This is a genomic window from Desulfobacter vibrioformis DSM 8776, assembly GCF_000745975.1.
Lineage (GTDB): Bacteria > Desulfobacterota > Desulfobacteria > Desulfobacterales > Desulfobacteraceae > Desulfobacter > Desulfobacter vibrioformis.
The window spans coordinates 143,567-162,726 of record NZ_JQKJ01000003.1 but is presented as its reverse complement, the minus strand read 5'-3'; the positions used below and the strand labels follow the sequence as shown (position 1 = coordinate 162,726).

Sequence of the window (19,160 nt, the reverse complement as noted above, 5' to 3'; positions counted from 1 at the left end):
ATGAAAAAGTTTAACCACGGAAATCACAGAAGACACTGAAAATAGAATTCTGTGATTTCCGTGTGTTCTGTGGTTAATATGAACGCGGCAGCCCTTGTCGTCACGCGACCTGCCACAGCATCACGCCCTGGCAAACAGTCTGTTTCTGATGAAAAATCCCGTCAACGGCCTGGCGGGTTATATGGTCTTTCAATTTTTGGCGGATTTCCGGCGTGACTTCTGTCATGCCCTGGATAAAAAAGATAATATTTTCAACAGCTTCATCAATGGTCTCTTTGCGGTCATGGGACCAGACCTTGAAATCGGTCTGGGGACGATATCCCAGGGCGTAAACATAGGTGAAGGGGTAGATGAAATCCCATGACGTGGATTCAAGCGCCTGGCCGGTGATGTGCTGCCACAGATCGTTGTAGCAACTGCGCCAGCCACCGCCGGAAAAGGTGCTCAGGTAGCAGAAGTTTCGGGAGGCCTGCATCACTTTTTCCAATGTCCCGGGATCGCAAACGCCAGGGCTCATGGAGGCAAAGACCAAGTCGAATTGGCTGGCCAGCCCCTCTTTTTCCACATCCACATCCTGCCATGTCTGCTGACTGATGCGGATTTGATCCGGGCCGATACCCTTGGCGGACATTTTCTTCTTGAGTATGTCAACCATGCCGCCGGAAGGTTCCAGTGCGACCACTTTTGCCCCCATTTCCGCCATGGGAATGGCCCAGTTTCCCGATCCGGCACCAATATCCAGAACACGGCTTCCAGCTTGAAGTGCGCCGGCTTCCCTGAGCATGGATAAGATGCCTTCTTTTCGGGAAACCGCCTCCGGTGTGGTGGTCTGTTTATCGAAGGTCTGGGCGCGTTGGTCCCATTTTTGAATTTGAATATGATCTGTGCCGCTCTTTTTTTCAGGATCATTTTTTAATGCGTTAAGCCATAGATTTTTCCAGACGCTTGGGTTCGTTAACGGAAATAAATTCATGTTGGGATCTCCTTCATCGTTTATGGGAATGGCCGTTCCACATCGGCCGCATGTCATGTTTCATCTTATTTTTTTTATAAATCCAGCAATTTCAGAATCGCTTTGACCGCTCTTGCGGAATGCTCACATATCTTTTCCGGTGACGGAGGCGCATCCAAACCGGTGAGTACAGTCATGCGCATGGACAGAAGAATGCCCAGAAAAATATCAATCTCGTATTGGGCGTCATCAATTTTGAATCGATCCTTGAAGAAACGGGCAAGGCGGGTTTTGGTTCGCCTGGGTCCAACGGCGTAAAAGGCACGCGTTATTTCAGGGACCATGGGACCTTCGGACACCAGCAGGCGAATATTGGCCAGGTGCGCCGCAGACAAATGCCGTTCAATGAATCCGGTTGCAAAGGCTTCCAGGGCCTTTGTCGCGTCTTCCAGGTCCAGTGCGTCCAAAAAATCATTGCTCGCCTGGAGTCGCTGGGCTTCCAGGGTTGACTTGAAAAGTGCCTCCTTGGATTCAAAATATCGGTACACCGTTTGTTTGGTGACACCGGCCTGCTCGGCGATATTATCCATGCTGGTGCCAATGAAGCCCTTTGTTTGAAATAATTCCTGGGCCGCTTTTTGTATGCTGTCCAGCTTCTGCTTTTTTTTCTGCTCTATTTTTTTCATGGGTACCTGGCCTGCTATTATATCGTTAAAAAAAACGCACTCAACAGTATGATTCTCCATTGACAGGTCTTAATAAGACCCGGATATAAAACAAAACATACTGAATGGTATGATTTTTGTCAAGGAGATTAAGAATACCGGGTGATGACCTCCTTGGCAGTTTCGCTTATGCCGCCCAGGCAGGATCTGAGAACAACGTAAAAAAAGCGGACAGACCGCCGGTTTTTTTTCCGGCATCATGTTCTTATCCGGTCTCTCGGAAAATAAAAGAGATCAGGGTAAAATACTCGTAAAATTAGGACGTTAAGATCGGCATGGCGCCTGTTCTGCCAGGACATGTGTTCTGGCATGGGAGTTGCTAATATCTGATTGACTGGGTGACTGATTGACTGGTTGACGCATTTACGGATAAACAGGAGGGGCCATGGGATATCAGGGACCGGATCTGCTGGAGAGAATCCGGCAGCTTACAGGCAGGGACATCCGGAGACCACCCCGGATCTTTAAAGATACCACAGAGTTTATGTTTATTAATCCGGGAGATGTGGTGCGGCTGGGAGACAGCGATTACTGGGTTTACAGCAATGCCAGGGAGGGGCGGTTCGGCATTGACGACCAGCCTAAGTTCTGGGTGAAAAAGGCCCTGGATCTTGGCAGCAATACCCGCAAGATTATAAAGCTGGTGTTCCGGGAGACATTCAAAGGCCGCATCGGGCCCTTGTCATTTAACTGCATCAGGAGCCCGGAAAAGGAAGCAGACGTATTGTCCGCCACCCAGGGCCACCCCAATTTCATGCAGGGCCGGCAGGCCAGGGACAGCGCCGGCAATCTGGTCCGGATACTGGACATTGTTCCCGGCCCGTCCCTTTACCAGTATCTTCGCGATCTTGACCTGTCCCACAGGGAATATTTCAACACCCTGTTCCCCAAAGTCATGGACAGATTTCTGGAAAGTGTGGCAGCCATTGTGCATCTTCATGAACAGGGGCAGCACCACGGGGATATCCGGGCCGATCACCTGCTGTGGACGGGTCCCCTTAAAGCGCTGGCCTGGATTGATTTTGATTACGATATGGACGGCCCTGACATGGATGTATTCTGTCTGGGCAATGTGCTGCAGCAGGTGGTGGGAAAAGGCCGCCATTCCATAGAAAATATCCGTACCACGCCCGGGGCGTATCCGGATTTCAAGTCCGGCCTGGAATCTGGGGATATGTCCCTGATGTATTCCCACCGGGTCATGAACCTTCAAAAACTGTTTCCCTATATCCCGGATGATCTCAACGGTATCCTGATGCGGTTTTCTTCATCCTCTGGGCCGTGTTCCGGGACAGGGAAGCCCTATGCCGGGGCAAAGGGCCTGCTCAGCGATCTTTCAAAACTGGATCTGAAAAAAATCCGTGTTTGAGCGACGCGTTAGAAGTTAAATACCTTTGCCTCTGCTGCCATATCAATAAGATGGGGGCCGCCGTCCAGCTGCATATTGGTGAAAAAACCGGCTTCATCAAGGCCGCGGTTTTTCGCGCATGGGGTACAGATACCTGTGGTGACTTCATTTTCCACAAGATAGGGCAGGTAATCGGCAGGGCAGTCACCTGTGTCGGTTTTGATGGTCAGGTCCCTGTCTTTATTGGCCCACATGACACCGCCGTCAATGAAAAACATATCCACATGATGCCCTTTTGAATGGGCAATTTTGGCAAACTGGAAACATCTTGTGGCAGACTCGTTATTATCCTTGCTGAGAACAAACAAAAAATTAGCCATGATTTTTTCTCCTGTATCAGTGTGTGAGGATTGCGGAAAAAATGATCCGCTTTTTACTCTTTTTATCAGGCCAAACAAGAAAAGCCCAATTCATTTTCGGGACAGGTTTAATCCCAATGTCATAAACTTAAGCATTGAGATTTTATTTTACCACGAAGAACACGAAGTTCACGAAGATATTAGCGTACTAAACTTCGTGTTTTTAATCTGAAAGATTCTTAACTTTATGACATTGGGTTTAATCCTCGTCCAGTTCGTTGAGAATTTGCGTCATCCAGTCCGGATTTTTCAGCGCCCCAATGGTCATATAGTTCTGGGAATAGGGCTTGATATCAATGATGGGGCTGCCGTCCACGGCCTCTAATCCCTGTACGGTGAGTACATTGCCCTTGCGTTCTTTCAACGCCACGGCTGTGACCAGCACCGGGTTGGGCCGGGCCGGGCTGCACGTGGCAAATATACCCTGTTCAGGCAGGTCTTTTCTGCCCATGGGATGTACTTTTTTAAGATTGCGCCGGCAAGGATCTAGCAAATGGGGCCAGTACAGCACCAGGATATGGGAAAATCCTTCAACGCCGTCTAAAAGCGCTTCCCATTGTTTATCAAGGACCAGTTCGCTGATGCCTGATTTCACCTGGCCATGGTGTTCCTTGACTTTTTCCATGCGCAGTTCAAGGGACAATCCGGAATCCTTAGCCATGAGCATGGGGGCTTTAAACGGGCTTCGCACAACCCCCACCGGATTCAACACCATTGGGGGCCGGGCATTTTGTTGATCAGTATCCATATCTTCCTTCCATTGGTTGAGCCTGTTTTCGGGCAATGGGGCGTCGCAACCCTTTCCTGTATTTATAAACGCCGGGAGGTCATTTTTGTCAAGGTTTTTAAGCGTTCAGGTTGACATTTTAACTGCCTTCATCCTATACAGGTGAAAGTTGCCGGATACGCTGGGACCGGGAAAATAATGCTAAATCCCATGGGAATACACCATGTTAATGTGCAAATGTGCAGGAGGCACTGCCTGAAGCATGATAGACTCACTTGAGTATGAGATCTGAACAGATTCTGGTTGTTGATGATGAAGAACGGATGGTTAAAAGCATTGCCAGATGCCTGACCAGGGAAGGGTACAGCGTCTTTTGTGCTTGTGACGGCCTACAGGCAGTCACCTTGTTCAATACACAGAAGTTTGACCTGGTTCTGATGGATATATCCATGCCCGGCATGGATGGATATGAGGCCATGGCCAGGATGTTTGAACTGGATCCCGAAGTCGTTGTCATCATCATGACCGGATTCGCTTCCGTGGCTTCTGCGGTCTCTGCCCTGAAACAGGGTGCCTGGGATTACCTGAAAAAACCCTTTGAATTTGCTGATCTGATTAAAACCGTTCAAAACGGGATTGCCCAGCGAAATCTGATTGCTGAGAAAAGATTCTACGCGGCCCGCCTTGATGCCTCGGAAAAAAAATACCAGTACATGGTTGACAATTCACCGGATCTGATTTTCACCCTGGATGAAAATTTTTGTTTTTCTTTTGCCAATCAGCAGTTTGAAATCCTTCTGGGGTATTTGCCCCAGGAGTTGAAAGGCAGTTCGTTTGACGCGATTCTCCATGAGGATGACCGCGGCAAACTGTCTCGACTGTTTCAGACCGGCGGACCGCCCACCCGGGATCTGTCCCCTGGTGGCAGCATTGCGCTGAACCTGCGTTTTAAAAAAGCCGGTGCCGGGGAAAACAGATATGATCCTTATTCCACCTTTGCATTCATGGAGATGAAGGCCTCTCTTCTTACCCCGCCAGATACCGAATCCGCCCAGAATTTCAAGGGTATTTATGCTGTGGCCAGGGATGTCACCGATCGTATACGGCTTGAGGACCAGCTTCGTCAGGCCCAGAAAATGGAAGCCATCGGTACACTTGCCGGCGGCATTGCCCATGATTTTAATAATATTCTTATGGGCATACAAGGGTATGCTTCCCTTGTTAAAAGCCGGTTCAACAGTGAATCAGAGGAATATAAACGGCTGTCCAATATTGACGAATATATTTACAATGGTGCGGAAATGGCGCGTCAACTTTTGGATTTTTCCCGGAAAAACAGCAGGCAGGCAGCCACCACCCTGAATATAAATTATCTGCTTAAGACCTCCGCCAAAATGTTCGGCCGCACCAGAAAAGATATCATCATCCGCCAGGAACTGGATAAGGATTTGTGGCCGATAAGGGTCGATGAAATTCAGATCAAGCAGGTGCTTATGAACCTGTTTGTCAATGCCTGGCATGCCATGCCCAGAGGCGGCCGGATTGTGGTGAAATCCCAAAACATGGTCATGGATATCCGGCAGGCCCAAAAAATCGGACTGAGCCAGGCCGGGGATTATATCAAAGTCTGTGTGGAAGACACCGGCACGGGTATGGACAAGGAGACCCTTTCCCGCATATTTGATCCCTTTTTTACAACCAAGGCCCGGGGGCGGGGAACCGGCCTGGGACTATCGACAGCATACGGGATCATCAAAGCCCACAAGGGCACCTTTCATGTCGAATCCTCTCCCGGAAAGGGCAGTGTATTCATGTTTTTTCTGCCTGCTGCACATGATCTGGCGTCCCCGGATCATGTCCGGCCTTTGGCGGAAAATGAAGACCGTCTTATTTCGGGCAAGGGCCGGGTGCTTCTCGTGGATGATGAAAAAGGGGTGATAGAAGTCTGCAAGGAGATGCTTGAAACCCTTGGCTATGAGGTTCTTGTTGCCGGTACAGGGGCCCAGGCCGTGTCTGTGGTTCAAAATGATGTCAAAGGCATTGACCTGATGATTTTGGATGTTGTTATGCCCGGCATGGACGGGCTCCAGACCTATGAAGCTGTGCGGCAGATGAATCCTGATATCCGGGTGCTGGTCAGTTCCGGGCTTGCCCAGAAAAAGGAGATCCGGCAGATGATCGACAACGGGTGCAGGGATTTTTTGTTAAAACCCTTTGACATTGCCAAACTGTCGGAAAAAATTGAATCTGTATTTAGTGCCTGAAGGCCAATCTCGTAGCATTAAGGAATACAATGACCTATACTATCCACCCCGTTGCCATGGGGACAAAAGTATTTGATAAGAGTATGATGACCTACCAGTACGGTCAGGGTGAGACCTATACCATTCCCATTTTCTGCTTTGTCATCAAGGGCGGGGACAAAAATATCCTGGTGGATACCGGTGAAATGAATCCCATTCTGTCTGAGCAAAGGGAAAAAGCCATCAACGGGAAGATCTATACCTTTGAACAGGGCTTAAAAAAACACGGGCTTTCACCCGAAGACATTGATATTGTCATCCATACCCATCTGCACAACGATCATTGCGAAAACGACTATAAGTGTGAAAACGCCATATTCTACGTGCATGCGCATGAACTTGAATCCATCCACAACCCGCACCCACTGGATTACCGGTACCTGGAAGATTATATCGAAGATGTGGAGGAAAACGGGCAGATCAGGATAGTGAGGCAGGACGGCCCCATTGTTGACGGCATCTGTGTCAAACATACGCCGGTCCACACCAAAGGGGGCTTGACCGTATTCATTGATACACCCAAAGGCAAAGCTGCCATCACCGGATTCTGCATCATTGAAGAAAATTACAATCCCCCGCCTGAAATCAAAGGCATGGAAATGGACCTTATCCCGCCAGGCACTCATGTGGATGTCTATTCGGCCTATGATATCATGGCACAGGTAAAAAAAGAGGCGGACATTCTTATCCCTTTACATGAACCCCGGTTTGCTTGCGGCGATCCCCTCGGCATTTAACCTGCTGAATACAAATTGGGAACTGCCGCTACATCAGTGGCAGTTACACCCAATACCTGCCGGATCACTTGGTCGAGCTCACCTGCGGTAAATATCTTTATTCCCTGCTTGAGGGTGTCATCCATGGCTGCAATTTCAGCCTGGTTTTTGGCAGGAAAAATGATCGTCTTGATTCCGGCGGTTTTGGCTGCAAGCAGTTTTTCCCGGATGCCGCCCACCGGAAGGATTCTGCCGCTTAAGGTCACTTCACCTGTCATGGCCATATCCCGGGGACAGGGTATATCCTTTAAAAGAGAGACCAGTGCCACGGCAATGGTCATCCCGGCTGACGGCCCGTCCTTGGGAATGGCCCCGGAAGGGACATGAATGTGGATATCCCGGCCCTGGAAAAAATCGGCGGCCAGGCCAAACTGTTCCGTGTGGCTGCGGATGTAACTTAAGGCGGCCTGGGCCGATTCCTTCATTATCTCTCCCAGATATCCGGTGAGGATCAGACGTTCGGAGCCCACCATCCGCGTAGTTTCAATAAAGATGATTTCCCCGCCGCTTTCTGTCCAGGCAAGGCCTGTGGCACACCCCACCCGGTCCCGGGCCCCTGCAATTTCATAGTGAAATCTGGCAGGGCCCAGAAGGTTTTCCACGGCGTTTTTATCAATTTTTATCTGCCGGGAGCCCTCCGGCGTATTGAGATACTGCCGGGCAACCTTGCGGCAGATGGCACAAATTTTACGTTCAAGGCCCCGTAACCCCGCCTCCCGGGTGTGTTCCCTGATGATGGCGCAAAGTGCATTGGGGGTAAATTCAAGATCAAATCCCGAAAGTCCTGTATCCTCCTTGGCCCGGGGGATCAGGTGGCGTCCGGCAATATGGATTTTTTCTTCGATGGTGTACCCGGACATGGAGATCACCTCAAACCGGTCCAGCAAAGGCCCGGGAATCCTTGCCACCGTATTGGCCGTGGCAATGAACATCACCTTGGAAAGATCAAAGGGAAGGTCCAGGTAATGGTCAATGAACCTGGCGTTCTGCTGGGGGTCCAGCACCTCAAGCAGGGCAGCTGCAGGGTCCCCTTTGAAGTCCTGTCCGATCTTGTCGATTTCATCAAGCATGAGTACGGGATTCAAGGATTCGGCCCGGCGGATCTCCTGGATGATCCGACCGGCCAGGGCACCGGCATAGGAGCGCCTGTGTCCCCTGATATCGGCCTCATCCTTTAGGCCGGCAAGGGAGATCCGGACAAATTTGCGTTCCAGGCTTTGGGCAATGGACTGGCCAAGCGAGGTCTTTCCCGTGCCCGGAGGGCCGGCAAAGCAGATCACAGGCCCCTTGGCTTCCACCAGTCCTGTTTTTTTACCCAGGGCCTTTTTAACGGTTTCCCGGATGTCATCAAGTTTGAGGGGTTTGGGAATAAAGTGAAAGGACCCCCGCTTGATGGCGTCCACGGCAGTGAGTACCGTGGCATACCCGGAGATGATGATCACCTCCGTGGCCGGACTTGTGGCTTTTATACGTTCCAGAAGCGCCATGCCGTCGATCTTGTCCATTTTAAGATCCGTGATCACAAGATCCACGGTGTTGTCCTTTAAAAACGCCAGGGCCTGGGTGCCCCCGTCGGCCGTGCTGACCTCATAGCCCTCCTTGGACAGGACATGCTCCAGGTTCATCCGGGTGATCTGCTCATCATCCACCACAAGAATGGTGTTTTTCCGGGACAGCTTCATCTGCCGGACCGCCAGGTGCTCAAGAATTCTCTCCTTGATTTCGTCAAGCCCATAATGGTCCGAATCCAAAATTTTTTCCGCGCGCTGGATATCAAGATTATCCTGGGTGTACCGGTTCCAGGGCAGGGTGGTTACATAGTCGATATGGTTGAGGCCTATGGTGTACTCTGCCGAAGCCGGGTTGATTTTTTCAAGCCGGTCCACCTCTTTGAGCAGGATTTTTTCAACCTCGGCCGGAATTCTTTGGTCCAGAACGGCCTCGCGCAGCGCAGCAATTTCTTCTGCACCTGTATCAACAACCTGAGTCTCTTCTTCTTTTTTAAAGATTCGTTTCACCCTGACGGCCCTTTCTCTCAAATTTAAAAATATTTGAAAATCATTAAAGTTTTCAGCATTGGTGCAGCATAGCAATCAGTCAGCAAACAGCAAATACCATGCCTGATACCTGTTTGGCTTTTAAAGTCCCTTTGATGGTCTATTCCCAACCAATTTATCCTATATTTATGGGCCGGGCCGAATAAGAATACCAGGTAAATGGGATGTAAATCGTTTCATTGTGCAACAGAAACATTGATAATTGCAATGTCCGAAAACCGCTATGGGGCAAGGCTTTGGGCAGTAATCATCAAAAATATTGCATTATGCAACACAACCAGGGACGTACAAATGGCTCCCCGATTACGAAAAGCCTTGCCCTGCAGGCTGTTATGGCCATTTGGGAAAACTGGTATGCAACTTGCTCATTATTTTCCAACGATGATGATAACCCAACACATTTATAAAGGAGGACAGTTGAGTATGCAGTTGCTAAATGGATTAAAGGACCGATTATTAAGTCTTGGCAAAAGACACGGCAATACGGAAAAGGAGATTACGTTTTCCCAGCCTTGTGTTAACACCGATGGCGGCATTGATGAGTGTACCATATCATGCAGGGCAAACCAGGGAAAAAATGTGGTGGTTGCCACCCTTGAAAGCCGGTTTTCCGATGAGATGGTGGATTATGCCCTGGATATGGCCAAACGTATGGATTACGGCATTATTGCGGTAAATGCAGCCAATCTGACCCATGACGTGACCTCATTTTTTTCCACCAGCCAGGAAGAGCTGTTCGCCGATTTCAAGGATGAGGCCGGAAAAAATGTGGTCCCGTTCAAGGAGAAGGCTGCGGAACTGGGACTGAAATTCGCCCATACCACAAGCCAGGCCGATGTTGATCACGCCATTTCCGATATCACCAAGGAGTGTGGCCATATTGAATTCATCATCTCCGAGAACAAAAGTCCTGTTGCGACAAGGGCCGCTGCCGTCAACCAGAACCGGATTGCCCAGCGGCTTTGCGTTTATTCAGTGGAATAGGGGGGAATACCTTTCATGAGTGCTCATTTTTTCATAGGTCTTGGTTTGGTTTTGTTTACAGCGGTGCTGTGCTTTTTTTACAGAAATGAGGATGAATAAGACCATTCTTGATATAGCTTTGAACTAAAAACCTGTGTTTGGACGGCTCGTTAACGGAGCCCATGCTCACAACGCTGCCCAGATGCAAGGCGCATAAAAATTTAAAAGTGGAGTGTTTTTCAATGACACCTGATATGATTATGACCATGATCATCCTGGTCTTTGTTATCTGCCTCTTTGTGTTTGAATGGGTGCGGGTAGATGTGGTCGGGATAATGATGATGGTCCTTCTTCCCCTGATTGGGCTGATCTCTCCCAAGGAAGCCTTTGTGGGCTTAAGTTCCAATGCAGTTTGTTCCATTATCGCCGTAATTATTATTGGCGCGGGTCTGGATAAGACCGGCGTTATGAATAAGGTGGCCAAACCCATCCTGGCCCTGGCCGGCAGAAGCGAAGGAAAGATCATGCTTCTGGTTTCAGGCACCGTGGGTATTATTTCAAGTATGATGCAGAACATCGGGGCCGCAGCCCTGTTTCTGCCCGCCACCCAGAGAATCTCCAAGCGGGTGGGGATTCCCACTTCCCGCATCCTGATGCCCATGGGGTTTTGCGCCATCATCGGCGGCACCCTGACCCTTGTGGGCGCAAGCCCGACCATCCTGCTCAACGATCTTATGGTCCTGGGCGGTGAAAAGCTTGAGCCTTTCGGGCTGTTTACCCAGACCCCTATTGGTGTGTGCCTGTTGCTCACGGCGCTTTTATATTTTCTGATTTTCGGGCGGTTCATTCTTCCCAACGCAAGCGGCCAGGCCGGAAAAGGCGCATCAGATGTACTGATCCAGGAATACCAAGGGGTTGACAGCCTGGTGGAGATGCATGTGCCCGAAGGCGGCACCACAGGACTTCTGGATGATTTAAACATTCGTCCGCAATTTCTTGTTACGGTGATCGGCATCTCTTCTCCCGCCACCCGGACCACCAACCATGTGCCCCACAGCTACGAAGGCATTCATGCCGGGGACGACATCGTGGTGGTGGGTAAAAAGAAAAATATTGACCGGCTGGCAGCGGAATTCGGCTGGGAAATCAAGCCGGCCCTGGAGACCTTTGCCGAGTCCCTGGCAAACACCAATGCCGGCATGGTGGAGGCTGTTGTCTCCCCCCGGTCCGAACTGATCGGCAAAACCTTGAACGAGGTGGATTTCAAGGAGATGTTCGGGCTTAATCCGCTGGTGCTGTTCAAGGACAACCGCAAATACTATTCCGGGCTGACCAATATCCGGCTGGCCATGGGGGATACCTTGCTGCTCCAGGGGCCATGGGAAAAATTTCATATCCTTAAAAACCGGCCTGCGCCAAAGTCTTTGATGTTCGCCTCTGAACTGGAAGGCGAAATTCTGCGGCCCCAGAAAGCCATGTTTGCCGTGGGATGGCTGGCCCTGGCCCTGTTCCAGATTGTTGTTTTGAAAATTCAGCTTTCCGTGGCGTTGATGTCAGGGGCCTTGGGCATGATCATTACAGGCGTTCTTACCATTGACGAAGCCTATCAGTCCGTGGACTGGATGACGGTTTTTCTTCTGGCAGGACTTATCCCCTTGGGCATTGCCTTTGAAAAGACCGGCACGGCCGGGTTTATTGCCCACACCGTGCTCGGCCTGATCGGCACCCCTTCGCCTATTGTCCTTTTAGGGGTTGTGGGCATTATGGCATCCTTTTTTACCCTGGTGATCTCCAATGTGGGGGCCACGGTGCTTCTGGTGCCACTGTGCATGAATATGGCGGTGATGGCCGGGGCTGATCCGAGAATGGCTGCGCTGGTGGTGGGGCTTTCCGCTTCCAATACCTTTGTGCTGCCCACACACCAGGTCAATGCCCTGATCATGCGTCCGGGCGGTTACAGAACCGTTGACTATGCCAAGGCCGGTGCTGTGATGACGGTGCTGTTTCTTACCGTGGAGCTGGCGGTGATTTATCTGTTTTACGGTATTTCCTAAAGCCCAGATAATAATATAGTATTCCCCCCCGGGCCGATCGGATTACCTTGTGACCGGTCGGCCCGTTTATTGTCGCGTTTATTGTCCCAATTTATTGTAAGGTGATAAAAATTAAACCGGCTATGCCTTGTTTCCCTTTATGAACAACGATATAGATAGCTTATGAGTTTCAGTCTTAGACAAAAAATTTCATTTCTTTTCCTGGTTTTCATGGTGGTGAACAGTATCATCTGGTTTGTGAACCACTACAGCAATTCCACGGTGTTAAACACCCTGGTGCTCATTGAAAAAAAACGGGACCTGTTGGATACGGTGCTGGAGGCCCGGCGTTACGAGAAAAATTTTTTTTTAAGAAAGGAGATCAAGGATCTGTCCCAGGCCCTGTCATACATCAATAAAATTGATGAAAAACAGGCGCTTATTGAAAAAAATTTTTCTGATCTTGTGGCAAGGGAGCCCTCTTTTCAGCAGCGCAGCCAGGCCATCAATGCCTACCGCACCAACATGGAAACCCTGTTAACCCTGTATAAAAGGGGTACAGTCTCTTCTGAGCAGTCTTTGCAGATTCAAAATACGGTAACCCAGCTTGGGCGGGAACTGACCACTGATATTGAACAGGTGGTGAAAACAGAGAAAAAAAAGGTGTTTGAACTGCTGGACCGGTCCAGAGAATACCTGATGCTTTCCCTGCTTTTTTTGTTTATTCTCACGGTGCTGGCCACCATTTTTCTGGTCATCAAGCTTAACCGGCCCTTAAAGGCCATTGAAACCGGCATCAAACACATTGCCAAGGGCGATTATGATAAAATCCCGGCAATAAAAACCGGAGACGAGTTTGAATCGCTGGCCGTAAGCCTGAACTACATGATTGAAGAGCTGGACCGGCGTAAAACCCAGCTCATCCAGGCCGAGAAAATGTCTTCTTTGGGCACGCTGACCTCCGGGGTGGCCCATGAATTGAACAACCCGTTGAACAATATCTCCACCAGTGTCCAGATTATCCAGGAGGAAATTGAAGACCCGGATATTAATTATAAAAAAATGCTTCTGGCCAATGTTGAACAGGAGATCAACCGGTCAAAGGAAATTATCCGGGCCCTGCTGGATTTTTCCAGGCAAAGTGATTTCAGTCTTGAACCGGTCCTGTTTAAAAAACTGGTTAACAACACCATGCACCTGATCACCGGGGACATCCCTTCGGATATTGACGTGGAAATCACAGTTCCCGATGATGTTGAAGGAAATATGGATCCCCGGCGCATCCAGCAGGTGTTGCTTAATCTGATTATCAATGCCGTGTTTGCCATGGAGGACCAGGATGGCGGACATCTGACCATTTCAGCGTTCAAGGACAGACAGGAACATACCTTTGTTTTTACGGTTCAGGATACGGGCAAGGGAATCAAGGAAGAACATCTGGCCAAAATTTTCGATCCTTTTTTCACCACCCGGGAAGTGGGAAAGGGCTCGGGCCTGGGACTTTCCATCATCCATGGCATCATTGAGCAGCACGGCGGAACAATCAGCGTGGATTCCAGCCCGGGCCAGGGTACAATATTTACCGTCAGCCTGCCGGATTAACATTGTCTACATCAGGAGAAACATGCAGGAACACATTCTTATTATCGAAGATGAGCAGATCGCCCTTAAAAATCTTGAGCACATTCTTGTCAAGGATGGATACAAGGTTACGGCCCTGGACAGCGGAATAAAGGGACTGAACCTGATTAAAACCAAGGCCTTTGATTTGATCATCACCGATTACAAGATGAAGAAAATTGATGGCATGCAGATTCTTGAACACACCCGGGAGCTGCAGCCCCACACCGAAGTCATCATGATCACCGGCTATGCCACCGTGGACAATGCGGTGATCGCCATGAAAGAGGGGGCCTACCATTATATAGCAAAGCCCTACAAAATAGACGAGGTCCGGCAGATCATCAAACAGGCCCTTCTCAAACGATCCCTTCAAATGGAAAATCAGTCGCTTAGAAAGCAGCTTAACCAGAAGGCAAAGCTGCCTGAAATCATCGGCAACAGTCCGCCCATGCGCCAGGTGAAAAAAACCATTGCCCAGGTGGCCCAGACCGATATCTCCGTGTTGGTTTTAGGGGAAAGCGGTACAGGTAAAGAACTTGTGGCAAGGGCAATTCACAGCCTTTCCAGCCGGAAAAACCATGAAATGGTGGCCTTTAACTGCGGTTCGTTTTCAGAGGATCTCATGGCCAATGAGCTTTTCGGCCACGAAAAAGAGGCTTTCACCGGTGCCATGAAAACCAAAAAAGGCCTGTTTGAGTTTGCCGACCAGGGCACGGTGTTTTTTGATGAAATCGGGGATATGCCGCCCTCCATGCAGGTCAAGATCCTGCGCGTGATCCAGGAAAAAGAGATCATGCGGGTGGGCAGCACCCAGACCGTGGGTGTGGATTTAAGGTTCATTGCCGCCACCCACCGGGACCTGCGCCACGAGGTGGACCAGGGCCATTTCCGCCAGGATCTTTATTTCCGGCTCAACGTGGCATCCATCATTTTGCCTGCCCTGGCAGACAGAAAAGAGGACATTCCCTTGCTGGCTTATCATTTTCTGGCAAAGAAAAACCGGGATATGGGAAAAACCATCAAGGAAATTGACCGGACCACCATGAATTTTCTTGTCAATTATACCTGGCCCGGAAATGTGCGGGAACTTGAAAACATCATTGAACGGGCCGTGGCCATGGAAAACAGCGACGTGATATATCCCGAGGCTTTGCCCGACCACCTCACCCAGCTGGCCATTGAAACCTACCGCACAGCCCCGGAAGGCAAAATCCCCACCATGAAGGAACAGGAAAAACGGTATATCCAGTGGGTCCTGGAACAGACCAACTGGAACAAAACCCGGGCCGCTGAAATCATGGAGATCGACCGGGTCTCTTTATGGCGCAAGATCAAAGCGTTTAAGCTGGAATAACTGCCATGACCTGGCGGACATAACAAACTATGAAAGACATTTTAACCACAGAACACACGGAAATCACAGAATTCTATCTTCAGTGTCTTCTGTGATTTCCGTGGTTAAAATTTTTTCAGGAAGGATTAACGATCGCCCGAAAATTGTCCAACGAGTTCTCCGGGCTGGAAGCCTACCAAAGCCTTGAATCCCATTTCATATCCCGATTGAACGCCATTGAGGAAGATTTCTGAAACTATCTGCCAGGCAACAGTATTGGATTTGTCAATGCAGATGAAAGGCACTGGCAGTAAAGTCATTTTGCCGACGGCATTGACCCGGGCCATGAAAATATGGCATTTTTGACACAAAGGAAGGTGAATTTGAAAATATCCGATTACATATCCATCCCGGATGCCAGTATCGAATTTTACCCCATCCGGTCCCGGGGACCCGGGGGGCAGAATGTGAACAAAGTGTCTTCGGGTGTTCATATCCGTTTTGATATCCATGCCTCGGATCTTTCGGATGAAATCAAGGCTAAGCTTTTGTCCCTCAATGACAAGCGCATTACCCGGCAGGGGATTATTGTAATCAAGGCCATGACCTTTAGAAGCGCTGCAAAAAATCGTGAAAACGGATTGGAACGGCTTGCAGAACTGATCAGAAGTGCTGTCCGGCCTGTGAAGAAAAGAAAGCCCACCCGGCCCACCCGGGCCTCAAAGGCCAGGCGCCTTGATTCGAAAAACAGGCGCAGCAGGGTTAAGGCATTAAGGCAGATGACAGGAAAGGATGAATGGTAGAATCAGACGGTGTAGCAATTCGCCGGCCAATTCTGGCGATCCAGGATCTGAAAAAATATTTTCCGGTCACCTCGGGTGTTTTCCTGCGACAGACCGGTAATGTTCATGCAGTGGATGATGTCAGTTTCTCGGTTTTCAGGGGAGAAACCCTTGGTATCGTGGGAGAATCCGGGTGCGGAAAAACCACGTTGGGCCGGTGCATCATGGGATTGTATCCCTTGACCCGGGGCTGCATTCTTCTGGATGGAAAACCATTGTCTGGCATGACCCGGAAAATGCGTAAAGCGTTTTCAACCCGGGTGCAGATGATTTTCCAGGACCCTTTTGAGTCCTTGAACCCCAGGCAGACCGTACGTCAGATCCTGGAAGAAAAGTTTCGCATTCACGGGGTGTCCCGACAGGAAACGGCGTTGCAGATTGCGTTATTACTGGATCAGGTGGGCCTTGATCCCGGGGCTTTGACCAAATATCCCCATGCGTTTTCAGGGGGGCAGCGCCAGCGTATCGGTATTGCCCGGGCCATCAGCATGACCCCGCAGATTGTTATCTGCGACGAACCGGTTTCCGCCCTGGATGTTTCGATTCAGTCAAAGATTTTGAATCTGCTGCTGGATCTGCAGTCTGCAATGGGCCTGACCTACCTGTTTATTTCCCACGATCTGTCCGTGGTCCGCCACATGTCCGACCGCATCATTGTCATGTATTTGGGCCGGATCATGGAAATTGATGATGCCCAAAACTTATATAACCATCCGGGACATCCCTACACAAAGGCATTGCTGGAGGCTGTACCCATAGCTGATCCGGATCATCCTTCAAACAGAACCCCGCTTAAAGGCGAAATTCCCTCGGCTGAACATCCGCCCCCGGGATGCAGGTTCTCTTCCCGCTGTCCCGGGGCCCGGTCCCTGTGTTTTGAAAAGGCGCCGACACTTTCTGCCCGCCACCATGACCCGGATCACCTGACAGCATGCCATTTCCCGCTGTCCGGTTAACCTGTTTTTTCCCGGGTCCTTTAAGCATTACATATTTTATTTTACCATGAAGAACATGAAACGCATGAAGAATAACACCGAAAAAGAAATCTTCATGTCCTTCCTGCGCTTCATGGTTTTCATGGCGCAGGCAACGGTTTGAGGGGGTTGCGAAAAAACAGGCATAATGCTAAAAGTTTCCAAAACTTAAGGAAACGGGCCGTCATTTGTTTTCTTTCCTTTTTTAAAAAATTTGAAGGAAAAATTCCCAAAATAAATGAATACGCTGGCCCGGGGCAGTGAGTAACAATGGGAATATAAAATGAGCAGCATTGCAAATATTGGGCATGGCATAAAAGCGTTCAATACGTTTTTAAGAACTTTTTTTTGGGGAACTTTATTGCTTGTGGCCGCAGGTATTGCAAGTTTAATTGGATCCGGGTGTACGGATCAACAAAAAGTCGAACAAAAAGGCAGTATCATCAAAGCCGGCACCGTGGAAATCAGCCGGGCAGACTTTGCCCGGGAACTGGAAGTCAAGCAGGCCAATTACCCCTATGATATAAAAGACAGGCCCGGTGAATACAATGCCATGGTTATGGATCTTGTTTCTGATCTGTCTGATGAGGCTGTACTGCTGGCTGCAGCCGCAGCCAAGGGGATTGATGTCTGTGCCAAGGAACTTGACCTGGCTGTCGCCGACTTTAAGAAAGACTATCCCGAAGACAGCTTTGACCAGATGCTCCTTGAAAGGGCCATATCATATCCTGTCTGGAAAAAGAGATTAAAAAAGGATATGGTCATCCGCAAATTAATCATGCAGGACTTGATGGCGTCCCAGGAAATTAATCCCGGGGACATGATTGCCTTTTATGACCGTCTTGCAGGACAGACCGGGGCCCAGGACAATAATAATTCAAAAATGATGGATGAAAAAGATCTGGTGTTCAGGCTGCGGATGGAAAAGAGCCAGGATGTCTTTGGAGAGTGGCTGCAGGGCTTGCAGGACAGCTATCCTGTTCACATTGACAAGCTGGCGTTAAGTTCCTTTTTAATGAACCCCGAAAAGCAATAACAGTCATGGGTTGACCTGAGTTTATCAACATCCGGGTCCAACACCCAACACAACATTAAAATAATCTATCAACTTATTGGGACGTTACGTATAAAGGTGGATGTATGGGAAAAAAACGAAACACAATTTTAATAATTTTTATTTTTATGCTTGCCTTGTTCTGGGCGGCAAATTGCCTGGCCCAGGAGGTGATTGACCGGATCGTCGCCATTGTAAATGACGATATTATTACCCTGTCCCAGCTTGACATGGCAGCGGCTCCGTACCGGAGAAATATTGAAGAATCCCAGGAGTCATTGGTCCGGAAAAAAGAGTTGACAGCGCAAATGTACACCCAGGTCCTCAATCAACTGGTGGAAAACAGCCTGGTGGTTCAGGAAGCCAAACGAATGGGTATTGCCGTGGATGACGCTGATGTGGACAATGCCGTGGAAAATTTTAAAAAAGAGCACGATCTTGACCAGGAAAAGCTGGAATTCGGCCTGGCCGCCCAGGGCACGACCATTGGGCAATACCGTGAAAGAATCCGGGAGCAGATTCTCCAGAGCATGATCGTTTCAAGGGCTGTCCGTGCCAAGATCGTTGTCACGGATGAGGATATCAAAGCGTATTACGCCAGCCATGATCAGGAATTCAAGGCCAGGAAAAAATATCATTTAAAAAATATCATCGTAAGGGATTCAAAGGATCTTTCCACGGTCCGGGAAAAATTGGAAAGCAAGATTGATTTTTCACAAGTTGCCAAGGACTATTCCATCGGCCCTAATGCGTCTTCCGGCGGTGAACTCGGCGAATTTGACATATCAAGCTTCAGCGATGAGATCAAAAAGGCACTCGACGGGGTTGGCAAGGGCCAATACACCAAGCCCGTTGATATGGGGAATTCTTTCCAGATCCTTTATGTGGCGGATATCATTTCACAGGGACAGGTTCAGGAAGAGGTAAAAAAACAGATCCAGAATATTCTGTACCGGGAACACGGGGAAGCCCAGTTCAAAAAGTGGATGGAAAATCTTAAAAACAGCGCACACATTAAACTAATGCTTTAA

The 19,160-nt window shown here is 49.4% G+C and carries 17 protein-coding genes; 11 read left to right on the top strand and 6 right to left on the bottom strand.

Translation table 11 applies throughout. From position 1 onward, the window contains the following. Nucleotides 1–100: 100 nt before the first annotated feature. Together Q366_RS04015 and Q366_RS04010 are read right to left on the bottom strand one after the other, a co-directional pair. Nucleotides 101–973, bottom strand: coding sequence for a class I SAM-dependent methyltransferase (locus tag Q366_RS04015; RefSeq protein WP_035236529.1), 873 nt, complete (start codon nucleotides 971–973; stop codon nucleotides 101–103). A 74-nt stretch (nucleotides 974–1,047) separates the two neighbouring features. Beyond that, nucleotides 1,048–1,638, bottom strand: coding sequence for a TetR/AcrR family transcriptional regulator (locus Q366_RS04010; RefSeq protein WP_035236528.1), 591 nt, complete (start codon nucleotides 1,636–1,638; stop codon nucleotides 1,048–1,050). Between the two features lie 424 nt (nucleotides 1,639–2,062). Here Q366_RS04010 and Q366_RS04005 point away from each other — a divergent pair, with 424 nt between their 5' ends. After that, nucleotides 2,063–3,046, top strand: a complete 984-nt coding sequence (locus Q366_RS04005) for a protein kinase family protein (protein ID WP_051957809.1) — start codon at nucleotides 2,063–2,065, stop codon at nucleotides 3,044–3,046. An 8-nt stretch (nucleotides 3,047–3,054) separates the two neighbouring features. Here Q366_RS04005 and Q366_RS04000 read toward each other — a convergent pair whose 3' ends face one another. Together Q366_RS04000 and tsaA are read right to left on the bottom strand one after the other, a co-directional pair. Next, nucleotides 3,055–3,405, bottom strand: a complete 351-nt coding sequence (locus Q366_RS04000) for a DsrE family protein (protein WP_035236527.1) — start codon at nucleotides 3,403–3,405, stop codon at nucleotides 3,055–3,057. Nucleotides 3,406–3,643: 238 nt separating this feature from the next. Further along, nucleotides 3,644–4,192 (bottom strand): tRNA (N6-threonylcarbamoyladenosine(37)-N6)-methyltransferase TrmO, encoded by a 549-nt coding sequence (gene tsaA, locus Q366_RS03995; protein ID WP_035236526.1) that lies wholly within the window; start codon nucleotides 4,190–4,192, stop codon nucleotides 3,644–3,646. 260 nt (nucleotides 4,193–4,452) lie between these two features. On the opposite strand from tsaA, the gene Q366_RS03990 reads away from it, so the two are divergent. Together Q366_RS03990 and Q366_RS03985 are read left to right on the top strand one after the other, a co-directional pair. After that, nucleotides 4,453–6,435 carry a response regulator gene (locus Q366_RS03990; RefSeq protein ID WP_035236525.1) on the top strand — a complete coding sequence of 661 codons (1,983 nt, stop codon included), beginning with the start codon at nucleotides 4,453–4,455 and terminating at the stop codon, nucleotides 6,433–6,435. Between the two features lie 29 nt (nucleotides 6,436–6,464). Then, on the top strand, nucleotides 6,465–7,211 hold the full coding sequence (locus Q366_RS03985) for an N-acyl homoserine lactonase family protein (RefSeq protein WP_035236524.1): 747 nt from the start codon (nucleotides 6,465–6,467) through the stop codon (nucleotides 7,209–7,211). Here the strand turns inward: Q366_RS03985 and Q366_RS03980 are convergent. After that, complete coding sequence (locus Q366_RS03980; RefSeq protein WP_051957816.1) at nucleotides 7,208–9,268, bottom strand: S16 family serine protease; 2,061 nt, start codon at nucleotides 9,266–9,268, stop codon at nucleotides 7,208–7,210. The two genes, Q366_RS03985 and Q366_RS03980, sit on opposite strands and share 4 nt — an antisense overlap. A 462-nt stretch (nucleotides 9,269–9,730) precedes the next feature. Between Q366_RS03980 and Q366_RS03975 the strand changes: the two genes are divergently transcribed. The 4 genes from Q366_RS03975 to Q366_RS03960 all read left to right on the top strand — a co-directional run bounded on the left by Q366_RS03975 (nucleotide 9,731) and on the right by Q366_RS03960 (nucleotide 15,280). Beyond that, a complete protein-coding gene (locus Q366_RS03975) occupies nucleotides 9,731–10,291 on the top strand; it encodes a universal stress protein (RefSeq protein ID WP_035236523.1) in 561 nt (186 codons plus the stop codon). Nucleotides 10,292–10,512: 221 nt separating this feature from the next. Beyond that, entirely contained in the window at nucleotides 10,513–12,324 is a 1,812-nt protein-coding gene (locus tag Q366_RS03970) for an SLC13 family permease (RefSeq protein WP_035236629.1), read from the top strand. A gap of 162 nt (nucleotides 12,325–12,486) precedes the next feature. Then, nucleotides 12,487–13,905: a sensor histidine kinase gene (locus Q366_RS03965; RefSeq protein WP_035236522.1), complete on the top strand. Its 1,419-nt coding sequence runs from the start codon at nucleotides 12,487–12,489 to the stop codon at nucleotides 13,903–13,905. A 22-nt stretch (nucleotides 13,906–13,927) separates the two neighbouring features. Continuing rightward, on the top strand, nucleotides 13,928–15,280 hold the full coding sequence (locus Q366_RS03960; protein WP_035236521.1) for a sigma-54-dependent transcriptional regulator: 1,353 nt from the start codon (nucleotides 13,928–13,930) through the stop codon (nucleotides 15,278–15,280). Between the two features lie 125 nt (nucleotides 15,281–15,405). Here Q366_RS03960 and Q366_RS03955 read toward each other — a convergent pair whose 3' ends face one another. Then, nucleotides 15,406–15,606 (bottom strand): hypothetical protein, encoded by a 201-nt coding sequence (locus tag Q366_RS03955; protein ID WP_156968107.1) that lies wholly within the window; start codon nucleotides 15,604–15,606, stop codon nucleotides 15,406–15,408. Between the two features lie 36 nt (nucleotides 15,607–15,642). Here Q366_RS03955 and arfB point away from each other — a divergent pair, with 36 nt between their 5' ends. The 4 genes from arfB to Q366_RS03935 all read left to right on the top strand — a co-directional run bounded on the left by arfB (nucleotide 15,643) and on the right by Q366_RS03935 (nucleotide 19,160). Continuing rightward, nucleotides 15,643–16,062 (top strand): alternative ribosome rescue aminoacyl-tRNA hydrolase ArfB, encoded by a 420-nt coding sequence (gene arfB, locus Q366_RS03950; protein ID WP_211251861.1) that lies wholly within the window; start codon nucleotides 15,643–15,645, stop codon nucleotides 16,060–16,062. Next, a complete protein-coding gene (locus Q366_RS03945) occupies nucleotides 16,056–17,057 on the top strand; it encodes an ABC transporter ATP-binding protein (protein WP_051957808.1) in 1,002 nt (333 codons plus the stop codon). The genes arfB and Q366_RS03945 overlap by 7 nt, the downstream gene beginning before the upstream one ends. Nucleotides 17,058–17,358: 301 nt before the next feature. Then, nucleotides 17,359–18,111, top strand: coding sequence for a SurA N-terminal domain-containing protein (locus Q366_RS03940; protein ID WP_035236518.1), 753 nt, complete (start codon nucleotides 17,359–17,361; stop codon nucleotides 18,109–18,111). Between the two features lie 104 nt (nucleotides 18,112–18,215). Further along, on the top strand, nucleotides 18,216–19,160 hold the full coding sequence (locus Q366_RS03935) for a SurA N-terminal domain-containing protein (RefSeq protein ID WP_035236517.1): 945 nt from the start codon (nucleotides 18,216–18,218) through the stop codon (nucleotides 19,158–19,160).

Excerpts from the sequence above, each read along its gene's own strand:
- Q366_RS04010 (WP_035236528.1), bottom strand. The coding sequence starts at position 1,638 with ATGAAAAAAATAGAGCAGAAAAAAAAGCAGAAGCTGGACAGCATACAA.
- Q366_RS04015 (WP_035236529.1), bottom strand. The coding sequence starts at position 973 with ATGAATTTATTTCCGTTAACGAACCCAAGCGTCTGGAAAAATCTATGG.
- Q366_RS03965 (WP_035236522.1), top strand. The coding sequence starts at position 12,487 with ATGAGTTTCAGTCTTAGACAAAAAATTTCATTTCTTTTCCTGGTTTTC.
- Q366_RS03985 (WP_035236524.1), top strand. The coding sequence starts at position 6,465 with ATGACCTATACTATCCACCCCGTTGCCATGGGGACAAAAGTATTTGAT.
- Q366_RS03935 (WP_035236517.1), top strand. The coding sequence starts at position 18,216 with ATGGGAAAAAAACGAAACACAATTTTAATAATTTTTATTTTTATGCTT.
- Q366_RS03975 (WP_035236523.1), top strand. The coding sequence starts at position 9,731 with ATGCAGTTGCTAAATGGATTAAAGGACCGATTATTAAGTCTTGGCAAA.
- Q366_RS03955 (WP_156968107.1), bottom strand. The coding sequence starts at position 15,606 with ATGGCCCGGGTCAATGCCGTCGGCAAAATGACTTTACTGCCAGTGCCT.
- Q366_RS03970 (WP_035236629.1), top strand. The coding sequence starts at position 10,513 with ATGACACCTGATATGATTATGACCATGATCATCCTGGTCTTTGTTATC.
- tsaA (WP_035236526.1), bottom strand. The coding sequence starts at position 4,192 with ATGGATACTGATCAACAAAATGCCCGGCCCCCAATGGTGTTGAATCCG.
- Q366_RS04005 (WP_051957809.1), top strand. The coding sequence starts at position 2,063 with ATGGGATATCAGGGACCGGATCTGCTGGAGAGAATCCGGCAGCTTACA.
- Q366_RS03990 (WP_035236525.1), top strand. The coding sequence starts at position 4,453 with ATGAGATCTGAACAGATTCTGGTTGTTGATGATGAAGAACGGATGGTT.
- Q366_RS03960 (WP_035236521.1), top strand. The coding sequence starts at position 13,928 with ATGCAGGAACACATTCTTATTATCGAAGATGAGCAGATCGCCCTTAAA.
- Q366_RS03940 (WP_035236518.1), top strand. The coding sequence starts at position 17,359 with ATGAGCAGCATTGCAAATATTGGGCATGGCATAAAAGCGTTCAATACG.
- Q366_RS03945 (WP_051957808.1), top strand. The coding sequence starts at position 16,056 with ATGGTAGAATCAGACGGTGTAGCAATTCGCCGGCCAATTCTGGCGATC.
- Q366_RS04000 (WP_035236527.1), bottom strand. The coding sequence starts at position 3,405 with ATGGCTAATTTTTTGTTTGTTCTCAGCAAGGATAATAACGAGTCTGCC.